This is a genomic window from Collinsella sp. LCP19S3_B7 (assembly GCF_052121795.1).
GTDB lineage: Bacteria > Actinomycetota > Coriobacteriia > Coriobacteriales > Coriobacteriaceae > Collinsella.
On record NZ_JBQKDO010000009.1, the window covers coordinates 12,341 to 36,209 of the forward strand.

A 23,869-nucleotide genomic window follows, 5' to 3' on the forward strand; every position below is an offset into this window, starting at 1 on the left:
TTTGTAGTCATGCGGGCGCTCGTTTTGAGCTGTTTGTGCAACGCCCGCGCAACACAATGGGGTATGAATATGTCCGATTTGATTAAACTGACGCCGATCTTCCACGAGAAGATCTGGGGCGGCCGCCAGCTCGAAACCGTATTTGGCTACGACATTCCCGATGGACCCATCGGTGAGTGTTGGGCCATCTCGGCCCACCCCAACGGCGACTGCCAGATTGCGGAGGGCCCGTATGCCGGCCACACGCTGTCGTGGCTGTGGGCCGAGCACCGCGAGCTCTTTGGCAGGTGCGAGGGCAAGGAGTTCCCGCTGCTCGTTAAGATTCTGGACGCCAAGGACGACCTTTCGATCCAGATTCATCCCAACGACGAGTACGCCGCCAAGCACGAGAACGGCAGCCTGGGCAAAACCGAGTGCTGGTATGTGCTGGACTGCGAGCCCGGCGCCACGATCATCGTCGGCCAGCGCGCGTATGACCGCGCCGAGGCCGCACAGATGATCGAGGGGGGCCGTTGGGACGACATGCTCAACGTGCTGCCGATCCACAAGGGCGACTTTTTCCAGATTGATTCCGGTACCGTGCACGCCATCAAGACCGGCACGCTCATTTTGGAGACGCAGCAGTCAAGCGACGTGACATATCGCCTGTACGACTACGACCGTCCCGGCACCGACGGCAAACTGCGTCCGCTGCACATTGAGCAGAGCCTCGACTGCATCGACTTTGATGCTCAGGCTCCGACCGACGGCACGGTGGCCGCGCCCGAGGTGAACGGCGTAACCGAGCTCGAGTCTAACTCCTGCTACACCGTCGATCGCGTGCGCGTCGACGGCAGCAAGACCTTGGAGCAGCGCTGGCCCTTCATGTGCCTGTCGGTCATCGACGGCGAAGGCACCGTCTGCGGCGACCCCGTCCACAAGGGAAGTCACCTGCTGGCACCCAGCACCGTCAGCTCCATTGACCTCGAAGGCCAGATGGAACTGATCGTCTCGCACCTGTAAGTTACCGGTCCCCGAGCGCTCGCCGGGATGGGGCGCGGGGTTTGGTCGCCTGCTCGGACAGTCCTGCTCGCACGGAGAGCACATTAAGTGCTCTCCGGCTCGTGCGGAACTCGCGATCGATCAAACCCCGCGCCCCATCCCGGCGAGCCTCTGGCTAGTAACGACAATCAAAAAGCAACAAGGGGCTCCCCCGTTCATCAACGGAGGAGCCCCTGCCATACAAAACGACTCAAGGTGCCTATAGGTAGACCTTTTCGAGAAACGATAGCGTGTCCTGAAGCCGCACTCTTTCCTTACGGTTGGTCTGCCGATTTACATACGAAGCAAAGTCCGTAAGAAAATCCTCCGCATCAACTCTCATTTGCCCCGTTAGCTCCAAACGCGCCGAAGGCGACAACAAGTCAGCAAGTCGAGCAACATCCGAACGGTGCTTCCGCCGATCAATGTTGTTGCAACGACGTCCCTCTTCATAACTTCTGTTGATATCAATGTGCGCACGCATCTTGAGGGGAATGATATGGAGTGCATCGAGCAACGTAATGCCCTCTACGTTCGCTGCGTTGTCGCGAATAAATTCGTAGTAGCCATCGTCGAGGATAATTGCCGAGAGACTTGATACGGCCCCGTCAAAGGAAAGAGGTGCCACTTCGCTCGTTTCATCTTCGAGCACAAAATCAGGATGTCGGGCAAATAGCTCAATTTGACCGGGATAGTCTAGGGCCCGCTTCGATCCTTTGGGCAAGCAGAACCGATAGTAAGTGCACTTTCCATCGCCGACCTTTCCAATCTCGTATCCAGCTGCTTTGATAAATGCCCACAATGCAGTGGCAAATTCAACGCCTTCCCCATCAGCAATTACGACGACATCCAAGTCTTCGGTAGCTCTAAACGAATCGCCCTCATTGTCAAACAGAACGCTGCAGGCTCCCCCGCCAATAAGGACGTAACCACCTTTGCAGCTGCTCATGGCGTCGGCAAATCGCTCTATCCCCCTCACTTTTGGCATATCGTCCTCCTGAGCTGTTCGACCGCATCGAGCAGACGGTCATCTTTGTAATCCTCTTTTGCGCAGGCAACGTATAAGGAGAACGGGTCGACACATTGCAAACCTGTCGTGTCAAAACTAACATCGGACGGCTCGTCCACGGGATACGACCAGACCTCAATCTCGACACCAGCCGGTTCGTACCACTGGGCCTCCAGCCATCTGTCACCCATGTGCTCTTTTAGGTCCTCTAGCTGATTCTTTTCGAGAGCAATGGTTGGAGCAGAGTCTTCATGAGCAAGGTCAGACATATAGCTAAGGGCAGACATACCGGAAAGCAGCGCGTCAACGGCACGTAGCTCTGTTCTCTCGATAACCTTCTTGAGCCGGATTCGCTCTAAAACTGGTGTGCGAAGATAGTCCTCAAACCCATCCAGCAGCGTCTCGGTCGACAACCCGGCATCGCACAATATACGCTTTTTGCCGTCCCGCATAATCAACCCAGGAGCTATAGCGGCGATTTCCGAAAGATAGCCGCTGACGCTTGCCGCGCTTTTGCCACACAGACGCGCCAGGTCGCCGGCGGAGCAGTCAACCCATCGTCCCGCGATGAGATTTAGGACGATTCGTTGAGATTGGGGCGAAAGCGGAGCAGCGGGAGAAGCACCCAGCACCTCACCGGAAATAACGGCTCCGATAAACGGCAGAAACGCATTTCGCTCATCTCGGATATATGCGATCCCCTCCGAAGAAAGCGCGCGCATAAAGCCTAAATCCATAGCGTCCCAGCAAATTGCCACCGGGCGAGCATCTATCTTGCGCACTGCATTGGCGAGATTTCGCGCCGAAATGACACTGGGCGGTTCTTTTGGTTCCGCAACAATAAAACGGCCTTGCTCAGACATGCCGAGCCGTGCTAAGCGAAGCGAATAGCGCTCGAGATACATGCGAGGAATCTGCATCTCAACTGGCTCTGAATCGATGGCGAGCTCTAAAGAGAAGAGTCTTTTAGGGAGACAATTTAGCAGCATGTCCACTCACCATTTTCATTTCAGTTACATTTTACTATCTATCTAAAATTATACTGAATCGTATAAAATCATCAATCATCAAAGTCAAGCGCACCATTCAAAACGCAACAGGGGCTCCCCCGTTCTTTAACGGGGGAGCCCCTTGCCATGTCTAAGTATTCAGCCCACCCGGTTCTCTAGATCAAAAAGCGAACGAGCAAAGCGACGTTCGTCCAGCAACGTTACCCAAGGACCCGGGCGAGCGTATGGGGCAACATCGATCGCGAGTTCCGCACGCAAAGGAGGCCACTTAATGTGGCCTCCGTCTTGCGCAGGACTGCCCGAGCAGGCGATGTTGCCCCATACGCCCGCCCGGGTCCGCCGGAATTACGACAGCTTGACGATCGGAGCGAAGCCCTTCATCAGCTTTTTGGTCTGGCCGGTCTTTTCGAATTGGACCTCGATCATGTCTCCAGCGACCGAGATCACGGTACCCGTGCCAAAGGTCTTATGACTCACGGTATCGCCCGCGGCAAAGTCCTGCGACGCGCTGGCGCGATCGACCTTGCGCTCCACTGTCGGGGACACCTTGGACGACGGCTTTTTGGCTCGCGGTGCGCCCGAGCCAAAGGTCGAGGCAACGCGACCGGCGTCGGGCGAGACCCCACGATGGCGCTCGGTCCCGTAGCTGCTGCCGCCAAAGAAATCGTCGAAGCTCGATCCACCGCGCGAACCGGAACCGCCGGTCGAGCGCGTATGCGAACCAAACACCTTGCCGCCATACATATCCGAACCCATGCCCGAGCCAAAGGTGCCGCGACGGTCGCCGCGCTTCTCCCAGCCCGTGCCCTCAAAACCGGCAGAACCGATACCGCTAAACTCGATATCCTCAAACGGAATCTCGTTGAGAAAGCGCGAACGCGGGTTGGCGGAGGTCGAACCGTAGGTGCGACGCGTGGCCGCATAGGTCAAGAACAGGCGTTTACGGGCACGCGTGATGGCGACGTAGGCCAGGCGACGCTCCTCCTCGAGCTTGCCCGGATCATCGCTACCGCCAAAGTCGTGCACGTGCGGAAAGATACCCTCCTCCATGCCGGCCACGAACACCGCCGGAAACTCCAGGCCCTTGGCGGAGTGGATGGTCATCATGGTAATGGCATGCGTCTCGCCGGCCAGGGAATCCAAGTCGGAGCGCAAGGCCAGCCACTCCATGAGTGCCGGCAGCGCCTTACAGGTGAGCGGACCGTAGGTACGCTCGATCTCGCCGGCATGCACGGCAGCCGCCGGCAGCTCCGTCGGCGCGGTATACGCGTTGCCTGCGATGGCGGCGGCCAGGGCATCCTGCGGAGACAGCGCCGGAGCGGCCAAGCCATCGAGCGGATTGGAGCCCGCGACGTCACGGGCGCCGACGAGCGCCTCAAACGAGGATGCCGGGACAGATGGCCCCGGTTCGGGCGCAGACACGCTCACCATGACGGGCTCGGGCTCGGCGCCGGCAGGCACGTCGGCAACACCGGCTGCGCGCAGCTCTTCTAGGCTCTCGAGCGTACCCTCGATATCCTCGTGCGTCTCCTCAAATTCCGCCGCAACGCCCAGAAATTCCTGGATGTTCTCGGCGCGGCTCTCAGATTCCATGGTGCCCTCGGCGCGAAACGCCTGCAGCAGGCCCGTCTTATCGACGATCATCTCGACAACGTCCTTGAGCTCGCCGTCCATGCGGCGGCCCTCGCGCACCAGTGAGACAAAGCTCGACAGGCCGTTGCGCACCTTGGCGCTAAACATGCCGGTTTCGGCGCACGCAATCTCGCAAGCCTGGAAGAACGAGCAACGGTTGTCGCGTGCCAGCTGCTCGATCTTTTGGATTGAGGTGGAGCCAATGCCGCGGCGCGGTGTGTTGATGACGCGCTTGACGCTCATCTCGTCGGCCGGGTTCACGATCATCTTGAGGTAGGCCATGACGTCGCGAATCTCGGCACGGTCGAAGAATCGAGTGCCGCCCACGATCTTGTAGGGCACGCCCGCGCGCAGAAACATATCTTCGAGAATACGCGACTGGGCGTTGGTGCGATAAAACACGGCGATGTCGTCGTAGCTCGTGCCTTTGGCATGCAGTTTCTCGATCTCACCGGCAATCCAGCGACCCTCGTCGCGCTCGTCGCTCGCCTGGAAGGCCTGAATCTTCTCGCCATCGCCCTCAGCCGTAAACAGGCGCTTGTCCTTGCGCTGCGAGTTGTGGCGCACCACGGCGTTGGCGGCATTTAGGATATGGCCCGTAGAGCGGTAGTTCTGCTCGAGCTTAACGGTCTTGCAGTTTTTAAAGTCCTGCTCAAAGTCCAAGATGTTGGTGATGTCGGCGCCACGCCAACTGTAAATGGACTGGTCATCGTCGCCCACAACCATGAGGTTTTGGTACTTGGCGGCCAGAAGGTTGGCGATTTCGTACTGGACGTGGTTGGTGTCCTGATACTCGTCGACGCTAATGTAGCGGAAGCGCTCCTGGTACTTGTCGAGCACCTCGGGGCGGGTGCGCAGCAGTTCGAGTGTGCGCACGAGCAAATCGTCGAAGTCCATCGCGTTGGCGGCGCGCAGGCGGCGCTCCAGCTCCAGGTAGACCTGCGCGGCCTTTTTGTCGTTGGGGCTATCGGCGGATTTGAGCATGTCCTCGGGGCCGATCATGGCGTTTTTGGCCGAACTGATCTTGCTGCGAATCATGTTGATGGGGAACTGCTTTTGCTCGATGCCGAGCGCCTGCATAATGTCACGCACCATGCGCTTTGAGTCATCGTCATCGTAGATGGTGAACTGACCGGTGTAACCCAGCAGGTCGGCGTCCTCGCGCAGCATGCGCACGCACATGGCGTGGAAGGTGCACACCCACATGCCGCGGGTACCGCTGGGAATGAGCGCCGTCAGACGCTCGCGCATCTCGGCCGCGGCTTTGTTGGTAAACGTGATGGCAAGAACCTGCCAAGGCTTAACACCCAGGTCGCCGAGCATATGCGCGATGCGGAAGGTCAGGACGCGAGTCTTGCCCGAGCCTGCGCCGGCGAGGACCAGCAACGGGCCCTCGGTGGTCAGGACGGCCTCGCGCTGGGCGGGATTAAGGCTGTCGATGTCGACGAGCGGCTTGACGGGCTTGGGTGCCGACGCGGGAGCGTCGTAGATGTCGAGCGGAACGAGCTCGGGCTCCGGCGCAGCGGGGGCGGTGTATGCATCGAGCGGCACGGGTTCCGGCGCGGGCGGCACGGGTACCGCGGCGTTCTTTTCCCAGGGCAAGGGCTGGGTCATGGGCGACTCCTCATCTGACGGACGGCGCGCCTGCGGGCGGCGCCATAGTTTGAGCCGTACCAGTATACCGAGCCGCGCGGACACCGATGCAAATCACACCACGACTCCGTGCGCCGCGCTCTGACCGCCGCGCAGCGTCAACCAAGTTACAGGCCGAGCATAGGCTCCAGAACAAAGAAGTACGCGAGCACCACGATGCCCAGAATAATGCGGTAGACGCCAAAGCACTTAAAGTCGTGACGGCGAACGAAGCCCATGAGCCACTTGATGGCAATAAGCGAAACCACAAAGGCCACGACGCAGCCCACGCCCAGAATGGCAATCTCGTTGGTGCCAAACGTACCGCCCTTAACGAAGTACTTGACCAGCTTGAGCGCGCTCGCGCCAAACATAACGGGAATGGCCAGGAAAAACGTGAACTTGGACGCCACCGAGCGCGTGCAGCCCAGCAGCAGGCCGCCGATGATGGTGGAGCCGGAACGTGATGTGCCCGGAATCAACGAAAGCACCTGGAAACAACCGATACCCAATGCGGTCTTCCAGCTCAGGTCCTCGAGCGTGGCGATGGATCCAAAATCCAAATCCTCGTCATTGTCATTGTCTTCGGCAATATCCGCCGCAGGCGCCGCGAAGTGTGCACCGGCGGGACGCCCGCCCGCCACCACAGCACGCGAACCAAACGAATCGGCAAGAGCGGCGTTCTCGCGCTTACTTGCACGCCAGTTCTCAATCACGATAAACAACACGCCGTACACGATGAGCGCCAGCGCCACGACGGGAGCGTTATAGAAATGCTCCTCCATCCAGTCGTTGAGCGGCAGACCGATCGCCGCGGCGGGAATACAGCCAAGCACAATCTTGCCCCACAGCACCCAGGTGTCGCGACGACCCTCCTTGCCCTTGCTGGGCGAGAACGGATTTAAGTCGTAGAAGAACAGAACGCAAACGGCCAAAATGGCGCCAAGCTGAATCACGACCAGGAACATATTCCAGAATGTCTCGCTCACATTCATCTTGACGAACTCGTCCACCAAGATCATGTGGCCCGTCGACGAAACGGGCAGCCATTCGGTGATGCCCTCGACCAGGCCCATGAAGGCAGATTTTAGAAGCTCGATGATATCCAAAGGGACCCCCTCGTTTGTCACCCGCCGATAGTTGTTCTGCGGACGGTTGCGGGCGATGTCCCATTATCAACCGTTCGGCCGCGGCCGCGCCCACCCTTACCAAAAATCTCGCCCGTTCACAGAATTGCGAGCGGTCAAACCGAAATCCTTGGGTATAACTGCAACAAGCTAAAGTGTCCGGCGGCCAACACGTCGTCCGATGCACGAGCCCCGCGCCCGTGCGATAGACCAAGGAGGAAACCATGAACGAGGGCTATACCAAGGTATTTGTTTCACTCGACGGTACTGAGCAGCAGGATTTTGTGCTCACACGCGCTATCAAGGTCGCCGCAAACAATGGCGCCAAGCTGATCATCGGTCACGTCATCGATTCCACGGCGCTCGAGAGCGCCGGTTCCTATCCGGTCGATCTGGTCAACGGCCTGGAGGAGGCCTTTAAGAACTCCATCGCCAAGCAGCTCGAAGAGGCCAAGGCTAATCCCAACATTCCCGAGGTCGAAGTCATGATTCGCGCCGGCCGTATTCGCGAGACGCTCAAGGACGAGATGCTCGACGTGGTCAAGCCCGATCTGGTGCTCTGCGGCGCTCGTGGCCTTTCCTCGATCAAGTATGCGCTCCTGGGTTCGATTTCGACATTCCTGCTGCGCAACACCGACTGCGACATTCTGGTCGTGAAGTAGGTTCCTTCCCGCCGGCGCATGGCCTGCGGGGTTATCACGCCGACGTCCTCGCCGCTTCGCGGCTGCGGGATGTCGGCTTAGATAACCCCTCCCGGCCTTGCGCCTTCGTCACCGTACTTCAGCGAGTTAGCTGAATAGAGAGATGGCGTGCCGCCCTGGTTGGGCGGCACGTTTTGTTTGGGTGATTTTTTAGAGCCTCATAGCCATGGTCACGCTCGGGAACATAGCCATCCGCACCACAAGACGGCCCGACTACTCGAAGTATTGAAACTTGTTGGTCGAGAAAGCGAATGTTACGACAAAGCCTTCGCCGGAGTCGGATGCCGCGGTGACGTCGATGCCCATCTTGGAACACAGGCGTGCCACCAGGTAGAGGCCGATGCCCGTTGCGCGCTTGGTGGTGCGGCCGTTATCGCCGGTAAAGCCCTTCTCGAACACGCGCGGCAGGTCAGCCGCGCTCACGCCGCAGCCGTTGTCCGCGACGGTAAGCTCGATGCGCTCGCTTGCCAGGCCCTCGTCCAGCAACGCACCCGAAAACACAATCTTCGCGCCGTCCTCACGCGCATATTTAATGCTGTTCTGAATGAGCTGGCCCAGAATAAACTCGAGCCATTTCTCGTCGGTGAACACCTCAAAGTCGAGGTTCTCGCACACCGGAGCCACGTGCGCCGCAATGAGCTCGCGCGCGTTGGCTTTAATCGCGCCCGTCACCAAGCTCTTGAGACCCCAGCGGCGAATTAGGTAGTCGCGCTCTACGACTTCCGAGCGCGCATAGTACAGCGCCTGATCGATATAGCGCTCCACGCGAGCCAGCTCGCGACCCAGGTCATCCACGCGCGACAGGTCGTCTTCGCTGCCGTCCAGGTTTTCCAAAATCAGATGAGCCGCCGCCAGGGGCAGCTTGGCCTCGTGGACCCAGCTCTCGATATAGTCGCGGTAGTCATCGGTCTGGCGCCGGCCTTCCGCCACCTCGTCGCAAGCGGCTTTGCCCACCCGGCGCAAGACCTCATATTCGAGCTCGCCCTCGGCATAGGTCGGGCATTGCACCATCTCCTGCACCCATGCGGGGCTCCCCAGCTCCTCTGCCGCGCGCTCCAGCTGGCACAGAAAACGACGACGGCGCACGTACTCGATCACGATGCCCAGCATGCCAAAGATAAAGGACACACCGACCGCCACGGCCACGATGGATGCCGGGGCGCCGGCGACCGTCAGTACAAAACAGCTCAGCAGCACGCCGCAGGTCCACACGGCAACGGGAAGCAGTGCATCTTTAAAGAACTTGGCAAACGACATAACCGGCCCCTAGACCGAATAGCCTTGGCCGCGATGCGTCGTCAAATACCCCTTGATGCCGATTTTTTCGAGCGTGGTGCGCAGGCGGTTGATATTGACGGTGAGCGTATTGTCGTCCACGAAGGCGTCGGAGTCCCACAGGTCCTGCATGATAGCCGAGCGCGAGACAATCTTGCCCGCGCGGCCCAAGAGCAGCGAGAGGATACGCAGCTCGTTTTTGGTGAGCTCGGTACTGTCGCCGGTTGCCGTATTGGTGACCATGGAGCGGGCAAGGTCGAGCTCCAGCCCCTTGTGGACGAGCGTGCTGCGATCGCCCGCCGCCGCGGTGCGGCGCAGCAACGCATTGATGTGCGCCACGAGCACACGGGCGCTGTAAGGCTTGGGAACAAAGTCGTCCGCGCCAAGCGTCATGGCCATGACCTCGTCGATCTCGGTCGTGCGCGACGTGAGGACGATGATAGGAACCTCGGATTCGCGGCGAACCTCGTGGCAGATATGTTGGCCGTCCTTGACGGGAAGCGTGAGGTCGAGCAACACCAGGTCGGGCGCGGCGGCAAGGATATCGCGCGAGACATGCTCAAACGATTCGCAGGCCTCGATTTCAAACCCGGCGCGGGCAAGGATGTCGACAAGCTCACGACGAATGCGCTCGTCGTCCTCAACGACATAGATCAGCGCCATGTGTCCTCCCATTTCGCGCAACTTGCACCTTCCACACCATTATGCCCACGGCGTCGCAGCGATACGACCCCGTGGGCACCTAATGTGACAAAAGCGTTCGGTAGCCTTGAGAGAAAATGGGGGCCGACCGGTCCTAAACCGATCGGCCCCATCACTTCGACCTTGAGCCTCTACTCGAGCGTACGCATGTACGCAGAGATGGCATCCAGGCCCTTCTGCAGGTCGTCGGTGTTATCGGAGTATGCATAGCCGATACGCATGCTCTTGGGCTCCTCGAAGCAATCGCCCGGGGTGACGAGCGCGCCGGACTTCTTAATCATGTCGGTGCAGAACGTCCTGGAGTCGATGTCGTAGTCGTAATACACGAGCGCGGTGCTACCCGCCTCGGGCTTGACGAACGACAGGTGCGGCTCACTCTCGACCCACTTTTCCAGAACAGCGAGGTTCTGACGGACGATGCGACGGCTGCGCTCAAGGATCACGGAAGCGTTACTCAGAATCAACTCCGCCACCGACTCGCTGAATATGCCGGCGGAAATCAGGTTGTAATCGCGATGCGAGAGGAGCGCGCGACGGAGCTCCGGGCTCTTGGTGACCGCCCAGCCCAGACGCAGGCCGGCGAACGACCAGACCTTGGACATGGATGCGGTGGCGACGGCCTTGTCGTACAGGTCGACCACGGACTCGCAGTACTCATCCGTCTGAGTAAGCAGACGATAGACTTCGTCGCAGAGCAGCCACGCGTCGTGTTTGCGCGCGACCTCGACAATCGCCTTGAGCGTATCGGTGTCGAGCAGGGCGCCCGTGGGGTTGTCCGGGTTATTGATGCAGATGAGCTTGGTATCGTCGGTCACCAGGGCATCGAGCGCGTCGACGTCGACGTGGTAGCCGTTCTTGCGATCGAGCTGAAGGATATCGACCTTCGCACCGCACATCTCGGGAATCGAGTAAAGCTGCTGGTAGGTAGGCTTGACGGAGACTACGTGATCGCCCGGTTCGACGAGCGTGGAAATAACCAGGGAGTTGGCACCGGTCGCGCCGTGCGTGGGCACGATATGCCCGGGCTCGACCGTCTTATAGAGACGCGCGACCCCCTCGAGGAAGCCGGGCTGCCCCTCGATGTCTCCGTAGGTGAATCGGCGCGAGCACAGGCTATCGAGCCACGCCTTCTTGTCGGTGTTCGTAAGCTCGAACAGCTGGTCGAGCGTAAGGGAGTAGACGCACGTCTCCGCAACGTTGTGGGTGCACTTGGTCTCCCACTCGTTCATCCACTGTTCGACGGCAAAATCCTTGATCTGCATTGTCCTTTCCTTTCCTTGACTTTCTTACAGTTCCACCGCGGTGCCCAGCCCCGCCTCGACGGCGCGGTCGTAGGCGATTTTCGATGCCGAAAGGTCCTGAACGGCGATGCCCGACGTATCGAACACCGTTACCTGCTCGTCATCCGAACGCCCCGTAGCCGTGCCGGCGATGACTTCGCCGAGCTCCGCTTTGATGTCCTCGGGCGTGATGGCGCCCTCGGCAACCGGAATCTCCAGCTCGCCGGACGCGACCGATTGCTCGCGGTCGTCGACGTAAACAGTGGCACGGGCGACAAGTGCCGAGGCGAGCTCCTGCTTGCCGGGCATGTCGGCACCGACGCAGGAGATATGCGTACCGGGGCGCACCCATGCATCGGGGATGATGGGCTTGGTTGCCGGCGTAATCGTCACGATGATGTCGGCCTCTGCCGCGGCACCTTGGCCGTCGGCCGTCGCCTCGATGGAATAGGTGGATGCCTCGCGAGCATGCTCGCAGGCGCCCAAGATATGGGCGACCTCGTCTCGCATGCGCTCGACGCGGGCCTCGGGCGCGGCATCGGAAACCGGCTCCCACACCTTGACCTCGCTCACCTTGGGACAGGCGGCGAGCACGCCCGCCACCATATAGGTGCTCATATGGCCGGCACCCGCAACAAGCAGTTTGGACGCATCCGCCCGAGCCAGCCACTTGGCACCGAGCGCAGCGGCGGCACCGGTGCGAAGTCCAGTGACGGCGGAGGCGTTGAGCAGCGCCAACGGCTCGCCCGTCGCGTTGTCGCACAGCAGCGTGGTGCCAAAGATCTCGGGCAGCCCCTTTTTGGGATTCTGAGAGAACCAAGCAGTGAGCTTCAGACCGAAGAGGCCGCTTCCCGCCAACTCGCCCGAGCGGATATCCATGTCGGCCACGCCGGGTTCGAACTGCTCATATACCATCGGCCACGCAACACCCTTGCCCGTTGCCTTCTGGCGATATGCCTCCTCCACGGCAGCGATTGCATCCTCGATCGTCAGCACCTTGGAAACTTCCTCAGCCGAAAGCACCATCATCTGCCCCATCATCGCTCCTTTCAGCGAAAGCTTTACGTTGCTTCACTGTACGGTTTAGTAACGATGCCGCCAAGGATCATTTTTTGTTGGAATCTACAACGACTCTCAATCTGATTATTTGTTCTATCAGCAGATATTTGAACTTTTTCTCTCATCAAAGGCATATGGATGTGCGAATATCCTATTTATATCGGTACTTACTGTAGTGATTTACAAGGTGATGTTGATGCTATACACCGTCTCGGACTTCTCACGGGAATATGAGGGATCGGTCCGTCTAATCGCCGGCAGCGATGGCGTCTCGCGTGCCGTCTCTGGCGTCGGGATCCTCGATTATGAACTCATGCCCGGTCTCAAGAACAAGTACCAGCGCGTCAACTTCACCTCAGACGAGATCGTCCTCAGCACCTTCCTCTATGCGAAGGACGACCCGTACCTCATCACTGAAGCCGTGAAATACCTTGTCGCCAAGGGAACGAGCGGTCTCATCATCAAAAACGTCTTGCACATCCCGATTCCCGACCAAGCCATCCGCTACGCCAACGCGCGGCACTACCCCGTCTTTCTCACGACCGACGACTCACTGTTCTTTGACAGCGTCATCTATGAGGTCAAACGGCATATCGAGCAGCTCGCGTCCATCGACTTCGCACAGCGCGAGATCGATGCCCTGAGGACAGACGTATCGCCTGAGTCCATCTGCCGACGCATCCGAGGCCTTAACCCGTCATTTCTGGACGAAGCGGTCGCCCTGTTCGCATCGTTTGCAGAGCCCCTCGACCCGCGTACGTTTTTGCAAATCGAACGTCTTTGTTCAAAATCGGCCCTCGCCGGATGCCACAACATGCTGGCACCCTATGACGGAGGTCTGCTATTCGTAGCGACAAGCGACTCGGAGCAGACGCTCGATGTGGAGCGAATCGCGCAGGCGCTCACGGAGCTCGTCGAGGTTAGCGGTATCGATGGCGGAGCGGAAGGGCTCGGCATCAGCGATATTCTGTTTGGAGACGAGGCGGTGGCGCAGGCGATCTCGCAGGCGATTTACGCACAGCGCCTATCTTGTCAACGAGCCGAGGGCCCTGTCCGCTATACGCAGCTCGGCATCTTGAGAACCGTGATGCCTTTTGCGGAAACCCCGGAGATGCGATCGTTCTCGGAGGCGATTCTCTCGCCGATACGCGAGCACGACAGCGAGCATGGCAGCGAACTGGAATCCACGCTCGCCGCATTCATCGAGAACGACCGACGTATCGAGCGAACCGCCAAGCAGACTAGCCAGCACCCGAACACGATTCGATATCGCCTCGATAAGGTGACAGCTCTCACCGGGCTGAGCTACAAATGCGCCCCGGAGATGGAGCAGCTGTCGCTCGCCTACGCCATCGAACGCGCTCGCTCGCTTCAGTAAGCCCACCCCGCCTTGAGGTTAGGAGCGGCGGGCACGGAGCTTTTCGTAGCCTTCGGCAAAGAAGGCAACCGTAGCGGCGTCGGACTCGACGGCGTCCGTCTCGGCGGCAGGGACCACGCCGTGCTCGTCACTCACCAGGAACAGCGCGCCCTTGAGCTGCGCGGGAATGTCCACGCGCGTGACCGGGATGCCCTTGGTCTGGGCCAGCTGCTCGATAAGCGTCGCCGTGCCACACAGGCACTCGTCCGCCGGTGCCACAAAGACCAGCTCGCCGTTGTTGACGGCGGCGAGCAGCTCGGGCGCCACGCCGGTTTCGTCGGCCTCGGAGCGGGCCTCGGCGGAGCGGGCACGCAGCGCCTTGGCCGAAGTATCGGCCAGCGGCTCGTACTCCCCCACCGTCATGGCGGCATTGCCGTTAACGTCGATCACCAGCATGAGCACGCCGTCGCGCGCGGTGTAATCGCCCTCGGCAAGCGACCACTCAACGTGCTGCTTGGCCCAGCTGAGCATGTTATGGGTGAGCGGCTCGCCCTGCACCAGGCGCTCGGACAGCGCACGAATGTGGCGGTTGAGCATGGGCACCTTTTTGTTGGACATGCGCCAACGGCAGACAAGCGCGGGCTTGTCGAGCGTAAACTTCTCGACCGCCTCCTGATTGGCGCAAAAGTCCTCGTACGCACGCTGGTCCTCGGCATTGCCAAACAGCTCGGCATCATCCACAACGGCCATATCCAACCTTTCTCAAAAACATACACCGCACCGTTATACCCAAAAAAGCCGCCTGCACCAACCGGCACGGGCGGCAATAGATAGCTTTAGTTCGGGGCGAGCCAATACCGCTGGTGGAACATAAGCCAGCGAGCCGGACCCAAGTGCCTCAGGTCGCCGCGAAAGAGGAGCGACGCGTACTTCTGTACGCGAGCGACGGTTTGAGCGGCGAGATGAGGTGCTTGGGGCCGGCGCAGCGTCGAGCAGTTACGCGGTTTGGTAAAACCGCGTAACGATCATTAGTGGCGGAAGTGGCGGGCGCCCGTGAAGACCATTGCGATGCCATGCTCGTTGCAGGCCTGGATGCTCTCGTCGTCGCGCTTGGAGCCGCCGGGCTGGATGATGCAGGTCACGCCGTGCTCAGCAAGCACGTCGACGTTGTCGCGGAACGGGAAGAACGCGTCGCTTGCGCAGGCAAAGCCGCCCTTCTCCACGCCCTCGCGCTCGCAGAAGTCCTCGGCGCGCTCGCAGGCAAGCAGTGCGGAGTCAACGCGGTTGGGCTGGCCCGGGCCCATGCCAATGCCGGCCTTACCCTTGGAGACCAGGATGGCGTTGGACTTGACGCCCTTGCAGACCTTCCAGGCAAACTCAAGCTCGGCCATCTCGGCATCGGTGGGCTTGCGGTCGGTGGGGAACGTAAAGGTCGCGGGATCCTCGATCACGTGGTCGACCTCCTGCACCAGCATGCCGCCGTCGATGGAGCGCAGCTCCACCTTGGCGCCGTGGTCCACGCCGCCGGTAGCCAGCACGCGCAGGTTGGGGCGCTTGGCCATGCGATCGAGCGCCTCGGCGGTGTAGCTCGGGGCGATGATGACCTCGACGAACTGCTTGTTCTGATCGGCAAAGTGCTCAACCAGCTCAAAGGGAACCTCGCGGTTGCAGGCGATGATGCCGCCGAAAGCGCTCTTGGGATCGCAGGCAAAGGCGCGGTCGTAGGCAGCCGTGATGTCCTCGGCAACGGCGGAGCCGCAGGGGTTCTGATGCTTGAGGATCACGCAGGCAGGCTCGTCGAACTCGCGAACCAGGTTCCAAGCGGCATCGGCGTCCAAATAGTTGTTGTAGCTGAGCGGCTTGCCCTGAATCTGCTCGGAGCCCACGAGCGGGAACTGCGAGCTCGCGGAGTTCTCGCAGCCATCGGCAAAGCGGTAGACCGTAGCCTTCTGCTGAGGATTCTCGCCATAGCGCAGGTCGTCGACCTTCTCCAGCGAGACCTCGAGTTTGGCAGAGGTGTCCGCCACGTCGCTTGCCTGGGCAGCAAGCCAACGGGAGATAGCCGTGTCGTAGGCGGCGGTGGTCTGGTAGACCTTCACCTGCAGGCGACGACGGGTGGAAAGCGTGGTGCAGCCACCGGTCTCGCGCATCTCGGCCAGGACGGCATCATAGTCGGCCGGGTCGGAGATGACGGTAACGCTCGCGGCGTTCTTGGCGGCAGAGCGAAGCATGGAGGGGCCACCGATATCGATGTGCTCAATGGCATCCGCGAAGGTGACCTCGGGGTTGGCGACGGTCTTCTCGAACTCGTACAGGTTGACGACGACCAGGTCGATCAGCTTAATGCCGTGCTGAGCTGCCTCCTGCATGTGCTGTTCGGAATCGCGGCGAGCCAGCAGCGCGCCGTGAACCTTGGGGTGCAGCGTCTTGACGCGGCCGTCCATCATCTCGGGATAGCCCGTGAACTCCTCTATGGGGGTTACGGGAACGCCCGCGTCCTCGATGGCACGAGCCGTGCCGCCCGTAGAGATGATCTCGACGCCAAAGTCGTCAACCAGCGTCCGTGCGAAATCGACGACGCCCGTCTTATCGGTAACCGAGATCAACGCGCGTGCGATCTTCACATCAGATCCCATGCAGTCCTCCTGTCTGGTACGCCGCCGTGCTCTGTGAGTCGGTGATACGTCGATCTGCAGCGCTCGCGCAGCGGCATTGAAAATACTGATTCAATGTAGCGCATCGAGCGCATTGATGCACCCCGTAACGGGCGCATGTGCAGAAAAAGCTTGCGAGCGGGGGTTGCAGGAGCACCACTGGGCACGGTGAGTTGATGGAACACAGGGGCACCATAATTAGATGCCAATGGCGTGGTAGAACTGTGCTCGATATGCATCCGCAATAGAAAGAGGCACCATGGTCTCGCGGGTTCTCTACCGACCGTTTGATACCGAAGATTTCGACGCCATCGCGCTGATCTTGCAGCAGCTTTGGCATAATAATTCGGATAACGAAGAGTACAACCGCCTTGAGGCCGCGTGCGACCTCGCCTATTGCCTTTCTTCCTCGACGTTTTCGCAGGTCGCCGTAATCGACGGCCAGGCGCGCGGCATTGCACTCGCACGTGCGGGGCAAAGCAGCGGCGCCACCGTTAAGGAGCATTGGATGGATACCGAACGCGCATTGCTGTCGCAGATGCGTGAGCTGGAGCCCGATGCCTGTGCCGAGTATCTCTCGTTTGTGCGCGCCACCATCCGGACCAACAACCGCCTGCTCGAGAGCAGCCCGCTGCCGCATGACAACGAGGTCACGTTGCTTGCCGTTGATCGCGATGTCCACGGCCTGGGCGTTGGCTCGGTTCTGCTCGATGCCGCGGTCTCGCACCTGTCCTCGCGCGGAGCGTCGAGAGCGTACCTGTATACCGACTCCAACTGCTCGTGGAAGTTCTACGAGCTGCACGGCTTTAAGCGCACGGCCACGCACCGCGCCAACCGCGAAGAGCGCCGCCACGACATGCCGCGCGAAAGCTTCCTCTACGAACTCGACCTGACAGCCTAAAACCGGCAGTTAAGGGAGTGTCCCCTTTGTGCCGGCGCCCCGGGACACTCCTTGGCAGCAACCACACCTAGTCGTTGGGGACGTTCTTAAATGACTAGTCGCCGGGGACAGTCTTGAACAAAAGAGTCACCGAAACCCTCGCTGGCATCACCCTATAGAGGATTCTGCAAATAGCGGTGGGCAAAAGTAAAAGATCGGCGCATTTTGGCGCATAAAAAGGGGACGGGCTTTCCCCGACGGCTGCCGAGAAAAGCCCATCCCATATTTTAGGACCGTTAGAACGTTCCGCCGCCGCCTCCGCCAACGCCGCCGCCCCCGCCGCCCGAGAAGCCACCACCGCCGCCGCTCGAGCTATCGGAACTCGAAGCCAGCTCACGGATGCTCTCGTGATACACGCCATCGAACGAATCGAGCGGAGACTGGTTTCCGTAGTGATGGTAGTACCACCAGTAGCAGGGGTAATTGTCGTAGAAGCCGTCGGCCTCGCGCACCTCGGGCGGCACGGCCTCGGCAAGCTGACGCAGAACTTCCTTGGAAACGCCCAGCGCCGCACCCATCACCAGAAGTTTATTCCACAGCACCAGATCGCCGGGGACGGCTTCCTTTAGACGCGTGAAGTCCTCGAGCCAATGCTTGAGCGCCTTGCAGCGAGCCGCCACCTCGGCGCCCTCCGGCGTAAGGCGGCGGAACGTAAGGCCCACGCCAATACCCACCAGCACAATCGGCACCGAGATAACCGCGGCGACAATGTTCACCTGTGCGCCGTCGGTAAAGAAGATGGATCCCACGGGAACAAAGGCGATCAGAGTGCCAAGAACCAGGCAAAACACCATTGCGACAATGCCGTCCGAGGCAACGTACTCGCTATCGGCCAGTTTGCCCTTAACGGTGCTCTGATAGTCCTTGAGCTTGTCGCCCACGGGCGTAGCGTGCTGCTTAACATAGTGTTGCAGCTCGTCAAACGTGCGCGAGCGATCGCCGTTCATGTCGGGCTTAGCACCGGCAAAGAAGACCTTGAGCACCATGCGGTCAATGCCCTTGGCCGACTTCCAGCCCGCATCGCTCACCGTCACACGATACGTCTGCTCCTCTTTTTCGCGACGGAGCAGGCCCTTCTTGCCCTTGGTCGCGATTGCCTCCTCTAACTTGATCACGCGATCGTCGGTGAGCTTCATGAGCGTGGCGATATATGCCTGATCGGGCACCTCGTTCCAGCTCATGAGGGCCGAAAGCACGGCGGGATGGTCGGCCGAGGGCACGTCGCGGAAGTATTCGTCCTGGAACAGCGGTTTGGGCTTGCGCTTGCGCAACTTGAGCACGACGATTGTGCCGGTAAAGGCAACCGCCGCGACAACGCTAACCACGGCAAGTGCATTGGCGATCATGCGGGCGCGAGCGCGGCGGGCGTTGGCCTCCTCGGCCCACGCCTTCTCCTCGCTCAGAATTGTCGACATGCGTTCCTTGCCCGAGGCGGCGAGCTGCGGCACCCAATCGCTGGGGAAGGCGATGCGCGCCTCGGCGAATTCGCCCTGATGCACGCAGGGTATGGTATAGGTGACCATGGGCTCGTCCGCGTCGAGCGACACGTCGCCCGTGAGCGGACCGTGGCCCCATGCACGGAAGTTATCGCCCTTGACGGCCGCCGTTCCGGCAGCGGCATTTGCGAAGTAAACTTCCATCTCGACGTCATCGGAGTCCGCAGACCAGCCGTCGCCCACAAACTTCCAGTAGAGCTCGGCGGTATCGGACCAGTTCATAACCGCACCGGTCATGGTGTAGCTCACGTAATAGATCGCGCTGTCGCCGCTCTCGTGGGGGCTGAACACCTTGATCTTTACGCCGCCGTCGGACTGCTCAACCGTATAGACGCCGTTGTCGCCTTTGTTTGCATAGTCAACCCTGCTAAACGCGGCATCATCTTCCTCGACGCTCAGCACATCGACACCCGCCGTACCACCCTGCTGGTTGGTGCCCGTATTGATATCCCAATACACGCCGTTGATGTCGTCGTCGAAATCAAACTGGCGCCCCTCGACAACGGTCAGCGATCCATCGGCCTCAACCGTGGCACCGATATAGGTTTGGGTCATGGAATACCCGTCGGCACGTGCAACGGCGGGCAACAGCAGCAGCACGCACGCGACGAGTGCGCAAATGGAAGCAAATCGCGCAAGCAGGCAGCGCTGCCGACAAGCATTGGCAACGGGGGCGTTCATAGGCACATCCTTTGTCTGTAAAACCAACAGCGCCATTGTCCCACGTTTGCGGGTACACATGACGAACATCTAGGCGACCGGAGCGCCAAACGGGATGAAAGTCATGCCTGCCGCCAGCAGCTAATCATTGGGTAGTCATTGGGGACGTTCTTAAATGACTAGTCATGAGGGACATCCTTGGCATGGCCCGCGCCAGCAATAGATACCACTTCACAGCTCCGTCACAGGTGTAGCAGCTTTGTGTGGGCGCGGCACGCGCTGATTGAGCCGCCAGCCGAGGGGCATAAAGCAGTTGAGCGAAACTGGTTTGCCCCTTTGCCGTTCGCTCGAGGATCATGTCCCCCTTTTCCGCGGAAACCCCGGCAGTTGCGAAGAGCTGCCGGGGTTTCTGTTGTCTAAGGTACTGAGTTGATCGACAGGAATCAAAGCACCGAGCCTGCGGCCCACCATACGCAATGCGGGGCCTCGACAACTTGCGGACCACAGTGACGCCTCCCCATCGCGCTCCGCGCTATACTCGTCCGCATGGATATCAACGCACGCAACATAGCAACGCCCGCCGCGAACGCGCCAACAACGCCGCCCGCCTCCGTTCCCGTACCTGTCGTAGGCCGTTTTGCCCCGTCGCCCTCGGGCCGCATGCACCTGGGCAACGTGTTCAGCTGCCTGTGCTCGTGGCTTTCGGCCCGCAGCCAAGGCGGCAGCATCGTGTTGCGCATCGAGGACCTGGACGATCGCTGCAAGCGCCCGGAACTTGCCGCTCAATTGATTGACGACCTGGCCTGGCTAGGGCTTGAGTGGGACGAAGGCCCCCACTACCAGCACGATCGTCTGGACCTGTACGAGAGCGCCTTGCGCCGGCTGAATGACGCCGACCTCACCTATCCCTGCTTTTGTACGCGTGCCGAGCTCCACGCCGCGAGCGCGCCGCATGCCAGCGACGGCACGCCCATCTACCGCGGCGCCTGTCGAAACCTTTCTGTCGAAGAGATCGCCCGCCGCAGCGTTCTGCGCGCCCCGGCCACGCGTCTGCGCGTGCCTACTGTCGATGATCTCGCCGGCGACGTGATCGAATTCGTGGACCGTACGTACGGCGCCCAATGCGAGGCACTCGCCACCGAGTGCGGCGACTTTTTGGTGCGCCGCAGCGACGGCGTTTTTGCCTACCAGCTAGCCGTGGTGGTCGACGACGCTGCCATGGGCGTCACCGAGGTCGTGCGCGGATGCGACCTGCTGGGCTCCACGCCCCGCCAAATCTACCTGCAACATCTGCTGGGACTTCCCACGCCGCATTACGCGCACATTCCGCTACTCATGTCGCCGGACGGCCGCCGCCTTTCCAAGCGCGACCGCGATCTGGACCTGGGCGAGCTACGCGTACGCTTTGGCACGCCCGAGGCACTGCTGGGATGGCTCGCCGGGCAAACGGGCATCGCGCCGGACACCACGTCGCGCTCTGCCGAGCAGTTGGTCGAGCACTTTAGCTGGAATGTCATCCGCGCGCACCGCGAGAACATCACCGTAACGGCCGAGTAGCCAAATACCTCGCCCCTACGCAACGTCCCAGGGCTGGAGTTCGTCGCCCAAGCGAACGATACAGTCGTAGAGCACGGTATGGCGCTCGGCAGGGTTGGCATCCCGATGAAAATGCCCGTAGTACCAGCGCTTGTAGTCCAAGCGGTCTTCCAGCTCATCGAAAAATGCCGTAAGCCGATCAACGGCGGGGCAATTCCAGCCGGGCGCAGGATAGAGCGTGGGCGAAAGCATGCGCGTAGAGCAGGTGTGGGTGACCACGTAGTCAACCTTCCAGCCCACGCTGTCGAGCTTTGTCCGCGCCTCCTCAAAGTTGCGCTCGTCCGGCAGCTCCTGTGGCCACCAGCTGGAATAGGGAATGCGGTATTCCTTATCCACGCTCGTGGCGCCGCCCATGGTAAAGATCATTGAGCCGTCGAGCTCAAAAACCTCGCCGCGCGTCAGGCGCCGTATGGGAGAGGTATCCGACAGGCACTGCGTTAGCCCACCGTGCCACAGCTCCATGGGACGCTCCGCCCAGTGATCGAAACGCTCGTGGTTGCCGTCGACGAACAGCACGGTATAGGGGCGCGACTCCAGCCAAGCGATGTCGGCGCACTCCTCGGCAGAGAAATCCCACGGAAAGCCAAAATCGCCCGCAACAATCAGATAGTCGTCGCTCGTCAGACTATCCCCAAGATCCCAGTCGCGCAGCTTTTGCATGTCGAGGCCGCCGTGAATATCGCCCGTCACATAGACCGTCATCGGATTACCACTTCCCTCTTATAACTTTCGAGATCGTGCTCGACCTGCTCGTCGCCCGTGGCATTGACCCACCACGGCCATTTAACGCAACACATCGGTTCGTCTACCTGCGCAAACCAAGCTTTGAGTTCCTCCAAGCTCACCGGGGCGTAGCTGTTGGCGTCCACGCCCACGTCATAGCGCAGCAGTCCCTGCCTGCGGTTGAACTCGTTGTATGCGCTGCCGCAACTGTGGATATGCCCGTGCAAATGCCAGCTGCCGTGCGACATGCCCTGCCAGTCGACCATGGGATAGTGGCTCAGCACGATTTTTTGGCGGCTGATCTTGAGCGCGCAAATGGGCGGCTCGACGATAAAAGCATCCGCTACCGCAGGCTGCGTCCAGTCTTTGTCGTGGTTGCCAGGCAGCAGATGGACGCGCTTGCAGGCAATGCTTTTGCGCAGCTCGTAGGCGTCTTGGACCGTCATCTTAAAGCTAAAGTCACCCAAGATGTAGAGCTCGTCATCCGCAGCAACCTTGCTGTTAATGTTGGCGACCATGGCATCGTTCATCTGCGCAACAGTCGACCAAGGCCTATCGCTAAGCCGTAGCATGTTCTCATGTCCAAAGTGAGTATCGCCGGTAAACCAGATCACGGGGACCTCCTGTTGCTGCGGGGTATCCATCCCTTAGGGCTTACCCCTCGTTCTTCCATCCAAACGGGTCGAGCACCCAAAAAATCAGATCGAGTACGCCGCCGGTCATCATGGCGCCGGCAAGGGCCATGCAAACGTGCAGAGAACCGGCACTTCGGAGCACGTCGAATGGTCCCAGAACAGCCAACAGCGCGACCGCTGCGCCGACCACGCACAGCGCGAGGCACGGCCCCGCGTCCTTGACGCACTTCTTTGCGAGATGCTTGGTGTTGTCACTCATTGCTATCGAGCTCCTTAGAGGGCCGTTGTTTGGGCACATGCCGCCGCGGCAGAGCAGGGCGGCAGGGTAAGTGTCACATGCCGTGCGGACATCAATGGAGAAACCGCCTGCTCGACCAACCCTTGACGCCGTTTTGCACCGGCACCCCATCCCCCGCTATCGAGGTCTAATACTTTTCCGCGAAGTGAACGGCTGTTTTTGGACCCCTGAAGCATCCACATTTTTCGTCGGCAAAATCGCAGGATTTCAGCATCGAAACCGCAGGAAACGACACCTCTAAAGTGTCGATGCTTCGGGGGTCCGTTTTAGCTCGTTCACTTCTCGGAAAAGTATTAAACCTCGCTGCTAGCTACCCAGAAGGGCACCTCTTCCTTCCCCACAGCACCCAAAAACTCATCCAACATTAATCTTGGCTCAAGAATCGCTTAATCTATAACCTGCACTATAAAGTTCGACCAAGGGCGGGGCGGCGCCGCGCAACGCAGACCGCTGAACGCAACGCTCGCGCCCGGGCAGATCGCCCGACGTCGCGCCCATCGAACGAAAGGACAGGTCATGGACGACCTCGAAAAAGTTGAAACCATCCGCACCAAGTGCAACGTGAGCTACACCGATGCCAAGGCCGCGCTCGAAGCCGCCGACGGCAACGTTTTGGACGCCATCATTTGGCTCGAGTCGCAAGGCAAGACCCAGACCACATCGGCGCACGCCGCCACCGAATCCGAGCCGGCCGATGAACCCTCGGCCGAGATGGTCGCCGCGCAGGCAGCCTACGAGAAGTCGAGCGAAAAGACTGACTTTTCCAAGAAGATGGACAGCGTGTGGGAGTACCTCAAAAAGCTCTTCCGCCTGAGCCTGGACACCAAGTTTATCGCCACGCGCCGCGACGCCATCATCCTCAACATCCCCATCCTGATCCCCATCGTCGCCCTGTTTGCCTGGGGCGCCACGATATGGCTCATGCTGATTGGCCTGTTCTTTGGCATGCGCTACCGCATCGATAGCGACGGCGACGTGCCCGGCAGCATCAACAACCTTATGAATCACGCCGCTGACGCCGCGGACGACATCAAGCAAAACCTGAACGACGACAAGTAATCGC

The 23,869-nt window shown here is 60.2% G+C and carries 20 protein-coding genes; 6 read left to right on the plus strand and 14 right to left on the minus strand.

Going from position 1 to position 23,869, the window contains the following annotated elements; genetic code table 11:
- The first annotated feature begins 69 nt into the window (after nucleotides 1-69).
- Nucleotides 70-1,002: a type I phosphomannose isomerase catalytic subunit gene (locus ACTQW0_RS05085; protein ID WP_441567185.1), complete on the plus strand. Its 933-nt coding sequence runs from the start codon at nucleotides 70-72 to the stop codon at nucleotides 1,000-1,002.
- Nucleotides 1,003-1,240: 238 nt separating this feature from the next.
- Here ACTQW0_RS05085 and ACTQW0_RS05090 read toward each other — a convergent pair whose 3' ends face one another.
- The 4 genes from ACTQW0_RS05090 to ACTQW0_RS05105 form a co-directional block, all read right to left on the minus strand.
- Complete coding sequence (locus ACTQW0_RS05090) at nucleotides 1,241-2,008, minus strand: hypothetical protein (RefSeq protein ID WP_441567187.1); 768 nt, start codon at nucleotides 2,006-2,008, stop codon at nucleotides 1,241-1,243.
- Nucleotides 1,996-3,018, minus strand: a complete 1,023-nt coding sequence (locus tag ACTQW0_RS05095) for a hypothetical protein (protein ID WP_441567189.1) — start codon at nucleotides 3,016-3,018, stop codon at nucleotides 1,996-1,998. Before ACTQW0_RS05095 ends, ACTQW0_RS05090 begins: the two co-directional genes overlap by 13 nt.
- A 366-nt stretch (nucleotides 3,019-3,384) precedes the next feature.
- Nucleotides 3,385-6,285: an ATP-dependent helicase gene (locus ACTQW0_RS05100; RefSeq protein WP_441567191.1), complete on the minus strand. Its 2,901-nt coding sequence runs from the start codon at nucleotides 6,283-6,285 to the stop codon at nucleotides 3,385-3,387.
- A gap of 146 nt (nucleotides 6,286-6,431) precedes the next feature.
- A complete protein-coding gene (locus tag ACTQW0_RS05105; RefSeq protein WP_441016070.1) occupies nucleotides 6,432-7,412 on the minus strand; it encodes an undecaprenyl-diphosphate phosphatase in 981 nt (326 codons plus the stop codon).
- A gap of 242 nt (nucleotides 7,413-7,654) precedes the next feature.
- On the opposite strand from ACTQW0_RS05105, the gene ACTQW0_RS05110 reads away from it, so the two are divergent.
- Entirely contained in the window at nucleotides 7,655-8,092 is a 438-nt protein-coding gene (locus ACTQW0_RS05110; RefSeq protein ID WP_154515052.1) for a universal stress protein, read from the plus strand.
- A 252-nt stretch (nucleotides 8,093-8,344) separates the two neighbouring features.
- On the opposite strand, the gene ACTQW0_RS05115 is transcribed toward ACTQW0_RS05110, so the two are convergent.
- The 4 genes from ACTQW0_RS05115 to ACTQW0_RS05130 form a co-directional block, all read right to left on the minus strand.
- Nucleotides 8,345-9,388 carry a sensor histidine kinase gene (locus ACTQW0_RS05115; RefSeq protein ID WP_441567193.1) on the minus strand — a complete coding sequence of 348 codons (1,044 nt, stop codon included), beginning with the start codon at nucleotides 9,386-9,388 and terminating at the stop codon, nucleotides 8,345-8,347.
- Nucleotides 9,389-9,397: 9 nt separating this feature from the next.
- The gene (locus ACTQW0_RS05120; RefSeq protein ID WP_427728526.1) at nucleotides 9,398-10,069 is read right to left on the minus strand and encodes a response regulator transcription factor; all 672 of its coding nucleotides are present in this window, start codon (nucleotides 10,067-10,069) and stop codon (nucleotides 9,398-9,400) included.
- 170 nt (nucleotides 10,070-10,239) lie between these two features.
- Complete coding sequence (locus ACTQW0_RS05125) at nucleotides 10,240-11,370, minus strand: aminotransferase (RefSeq protein ID WP_441054162.1); 1,131 nt, start codon at nucleotides 11,368-11,370, stop codon at nucleotides 10,240-10,242.
- Between the two features lie 24 nt (nucleotides 11,371-11,394).
- Nucleotides 11,395-12,426, minus strand: a complete 1,032-nt coding sequence (locus ACTQW0_RS05130) for an ornithine cyclodeaminase family protein (RefSeq protein ID WP_441567196.1) — start codon at nucleotides 12,424-12,426, stop codon at nucleotides 11,395-11,397.
- 217 nt (nucleotides 12,427-12,643) lie between these two features.
- Between ACTQW0_RS05130 and ACTQW0_RS05135 the strand changes: the two genes are divergently transcribed.
- A complete protein-coding gene (locus ACTQW0_RS05135) occupies nucleotides 12,644-13,825 on the plus strand; it encodes a PucR family transcriptional regulator (protein ID WP_441567198.1) in 1,182 nt (393 codons plus the stop codon).
- Nucleotides 13,826-13,843: 18 nt separating this feature from the next.
- Here ACTQW0_RS05135 and ACTQW0_RS05140 read toward each other — a convergent pair whose 3' ends face one another.
- Together ACTQW0_RS05140 and purH are read right to left on the minus strand one after the other, a co-directional pair.
- Nucleotides 13,844-14,554 carry a hypothetical protein gene (locus ACTQW0_RS05140; RefSeq protein ID WP_441068715.1) on the minus strand — a complete coding sequence of 237 codons (711 nt, stop codon included), beginning with the start codon at nucleotides 14,552-14,554 and terminating at the stop codon, nucleotides 13,844-13,846.
- Between the two features lie 278 nt (nucleotides 14,555-14,832).
- The gene (gene purH, locus ACTQW0_RS05145; RefSeq protein ID WP_441560909.1) at nucleotides 14,833-16,440 is read right to left on the minus strand and encodes a bifunctional phosphoribosylaminoimidazolecarboxamide formyltransferase/IMP cyclohydrolase; all 1,608 of its coding nucleotides are present in this window, start codon (nucleotides 16,438-16,440) and stop codon (nucleotides 14,833-14,835) included.
- A gap of 277 nt (nucleotides 16,441-16,717) precedes the next feature.
- Here purH and ACTQW0_RS05150 point away from each other — a divergent pair, with 277 nt between their 5' ends.
- Entirely contained in the window at nucleotides 16,718-17,359 is a 642-nt protein-coding gene (locus ACTQW0_RS05150) for a GNAT family N-acetyltransferase (RefSeq protein ID WP_441567200.1), read from the plus strand.
- Between the two features lie 275 nt (nucleotides 17,360-17,634).
- Here the strand turns inward: ACTQW0_RS05150 and ACTQW0_RS05155 are convergent, their stop codons facing one another.
- Complete coding sequence (locus ACTQW0_RS05155) at nucleotides 17,635-19,575, minus strand: DUF2207 family protein (RefSeq protein WP_441567202.1); 1,941 nt, start codon at nucleotides 19,573-19,575, stop codon at nucleotides 17,635-17,637.
- A gap of 525 nt (nucleotides 19,576-20,100) precedes the next feature.
- Here ACTQW0_RS05155 and gluQRS point away from each other — a divergent pair.
- Nucleotides 20,101-21,111, plus strand: coding sequence for a tRNA glutamyl-Q(34) synthetase GluQRS (gluQRS, locus tag ACTQW0_RS05160; RefSeq protein ID WP_441567204.1), 1,011 nt, complete (start codon nucleotides 20,101-20,103; stop codon nucleotides 21,109-21,111).
- 15 nt (nucleotides 21,112-21,126) lie between these two features.
- On the opposite strand, the gene ACTQW0_RS05165 is transcribed toward gluQRS, so the two are convergent.
- From ACTQW0_RS05165 to ACTQW0_RS05175, 3 genes are read right to left on the minus strand one after another with little or no spacing between them, the layout of a single operon-like run.
- Nucleotides 21,127-21,852 (minus strand): metallophosphoesterase family protein, encoded by a 726-nt coding sequence (locus ACTQW0_RS05165; RefSeq protein WP_441567205.1) that lies wholly within the window; start codon nucleotides 21,850-21,852, stop codon nucleotides 21,127-21,129.
- Nucleotides 21,849-22,517 (minus strand): metallophosphoesterase, encoded by a 669-nt coding sequence (locus tag ACTQW0_RS05170; protein ID WP_441567206.1) that lies wholly within the window; start codon nucleotides 22,515-22,517, stop codon nucleotides 21,849-21,851. Before ACTQW0_RS05170 ends, ACTQW0_RS05165 begins: the two co-directional genes overlap by 4 nt.
- Before the next feature lie 10 nt (nucleotides 22,518-22,527).
- Nucleotides 22,528-22,767 (minus strand): hypothetical protein, encoded by a 240-nt coding sequence (locus ACTQW0_RS05175; RefSeq protein WP_427718894.1) that lies wholly within the window; start codon nucleotides 22,765-22,767, stop codon nucleotides 22,528-22,530.
- 555 nt (nucleotides 22,768-23,322) lie between these two features.
- Here ACTQW0_RS05175 and ACTQW0_RS05180 point away from each other — a divergent pair.
- The gene (locus ACTQW0_RS05180; protein ID WP_441567208.1) at nucleotides 23,323-23,865 is read left to right on the plus strand and encodes a DUF4342 domain-containing protein; all 543 of its coding nucleotides are present in this window, start codon (nucleotides 23,323-23,325) and stop codon (nucleotides 23,863-23,865) included.
- The last annotated feature ends 4 nt before the right edge of the window (nucleotides 23,866-23,869 follow it).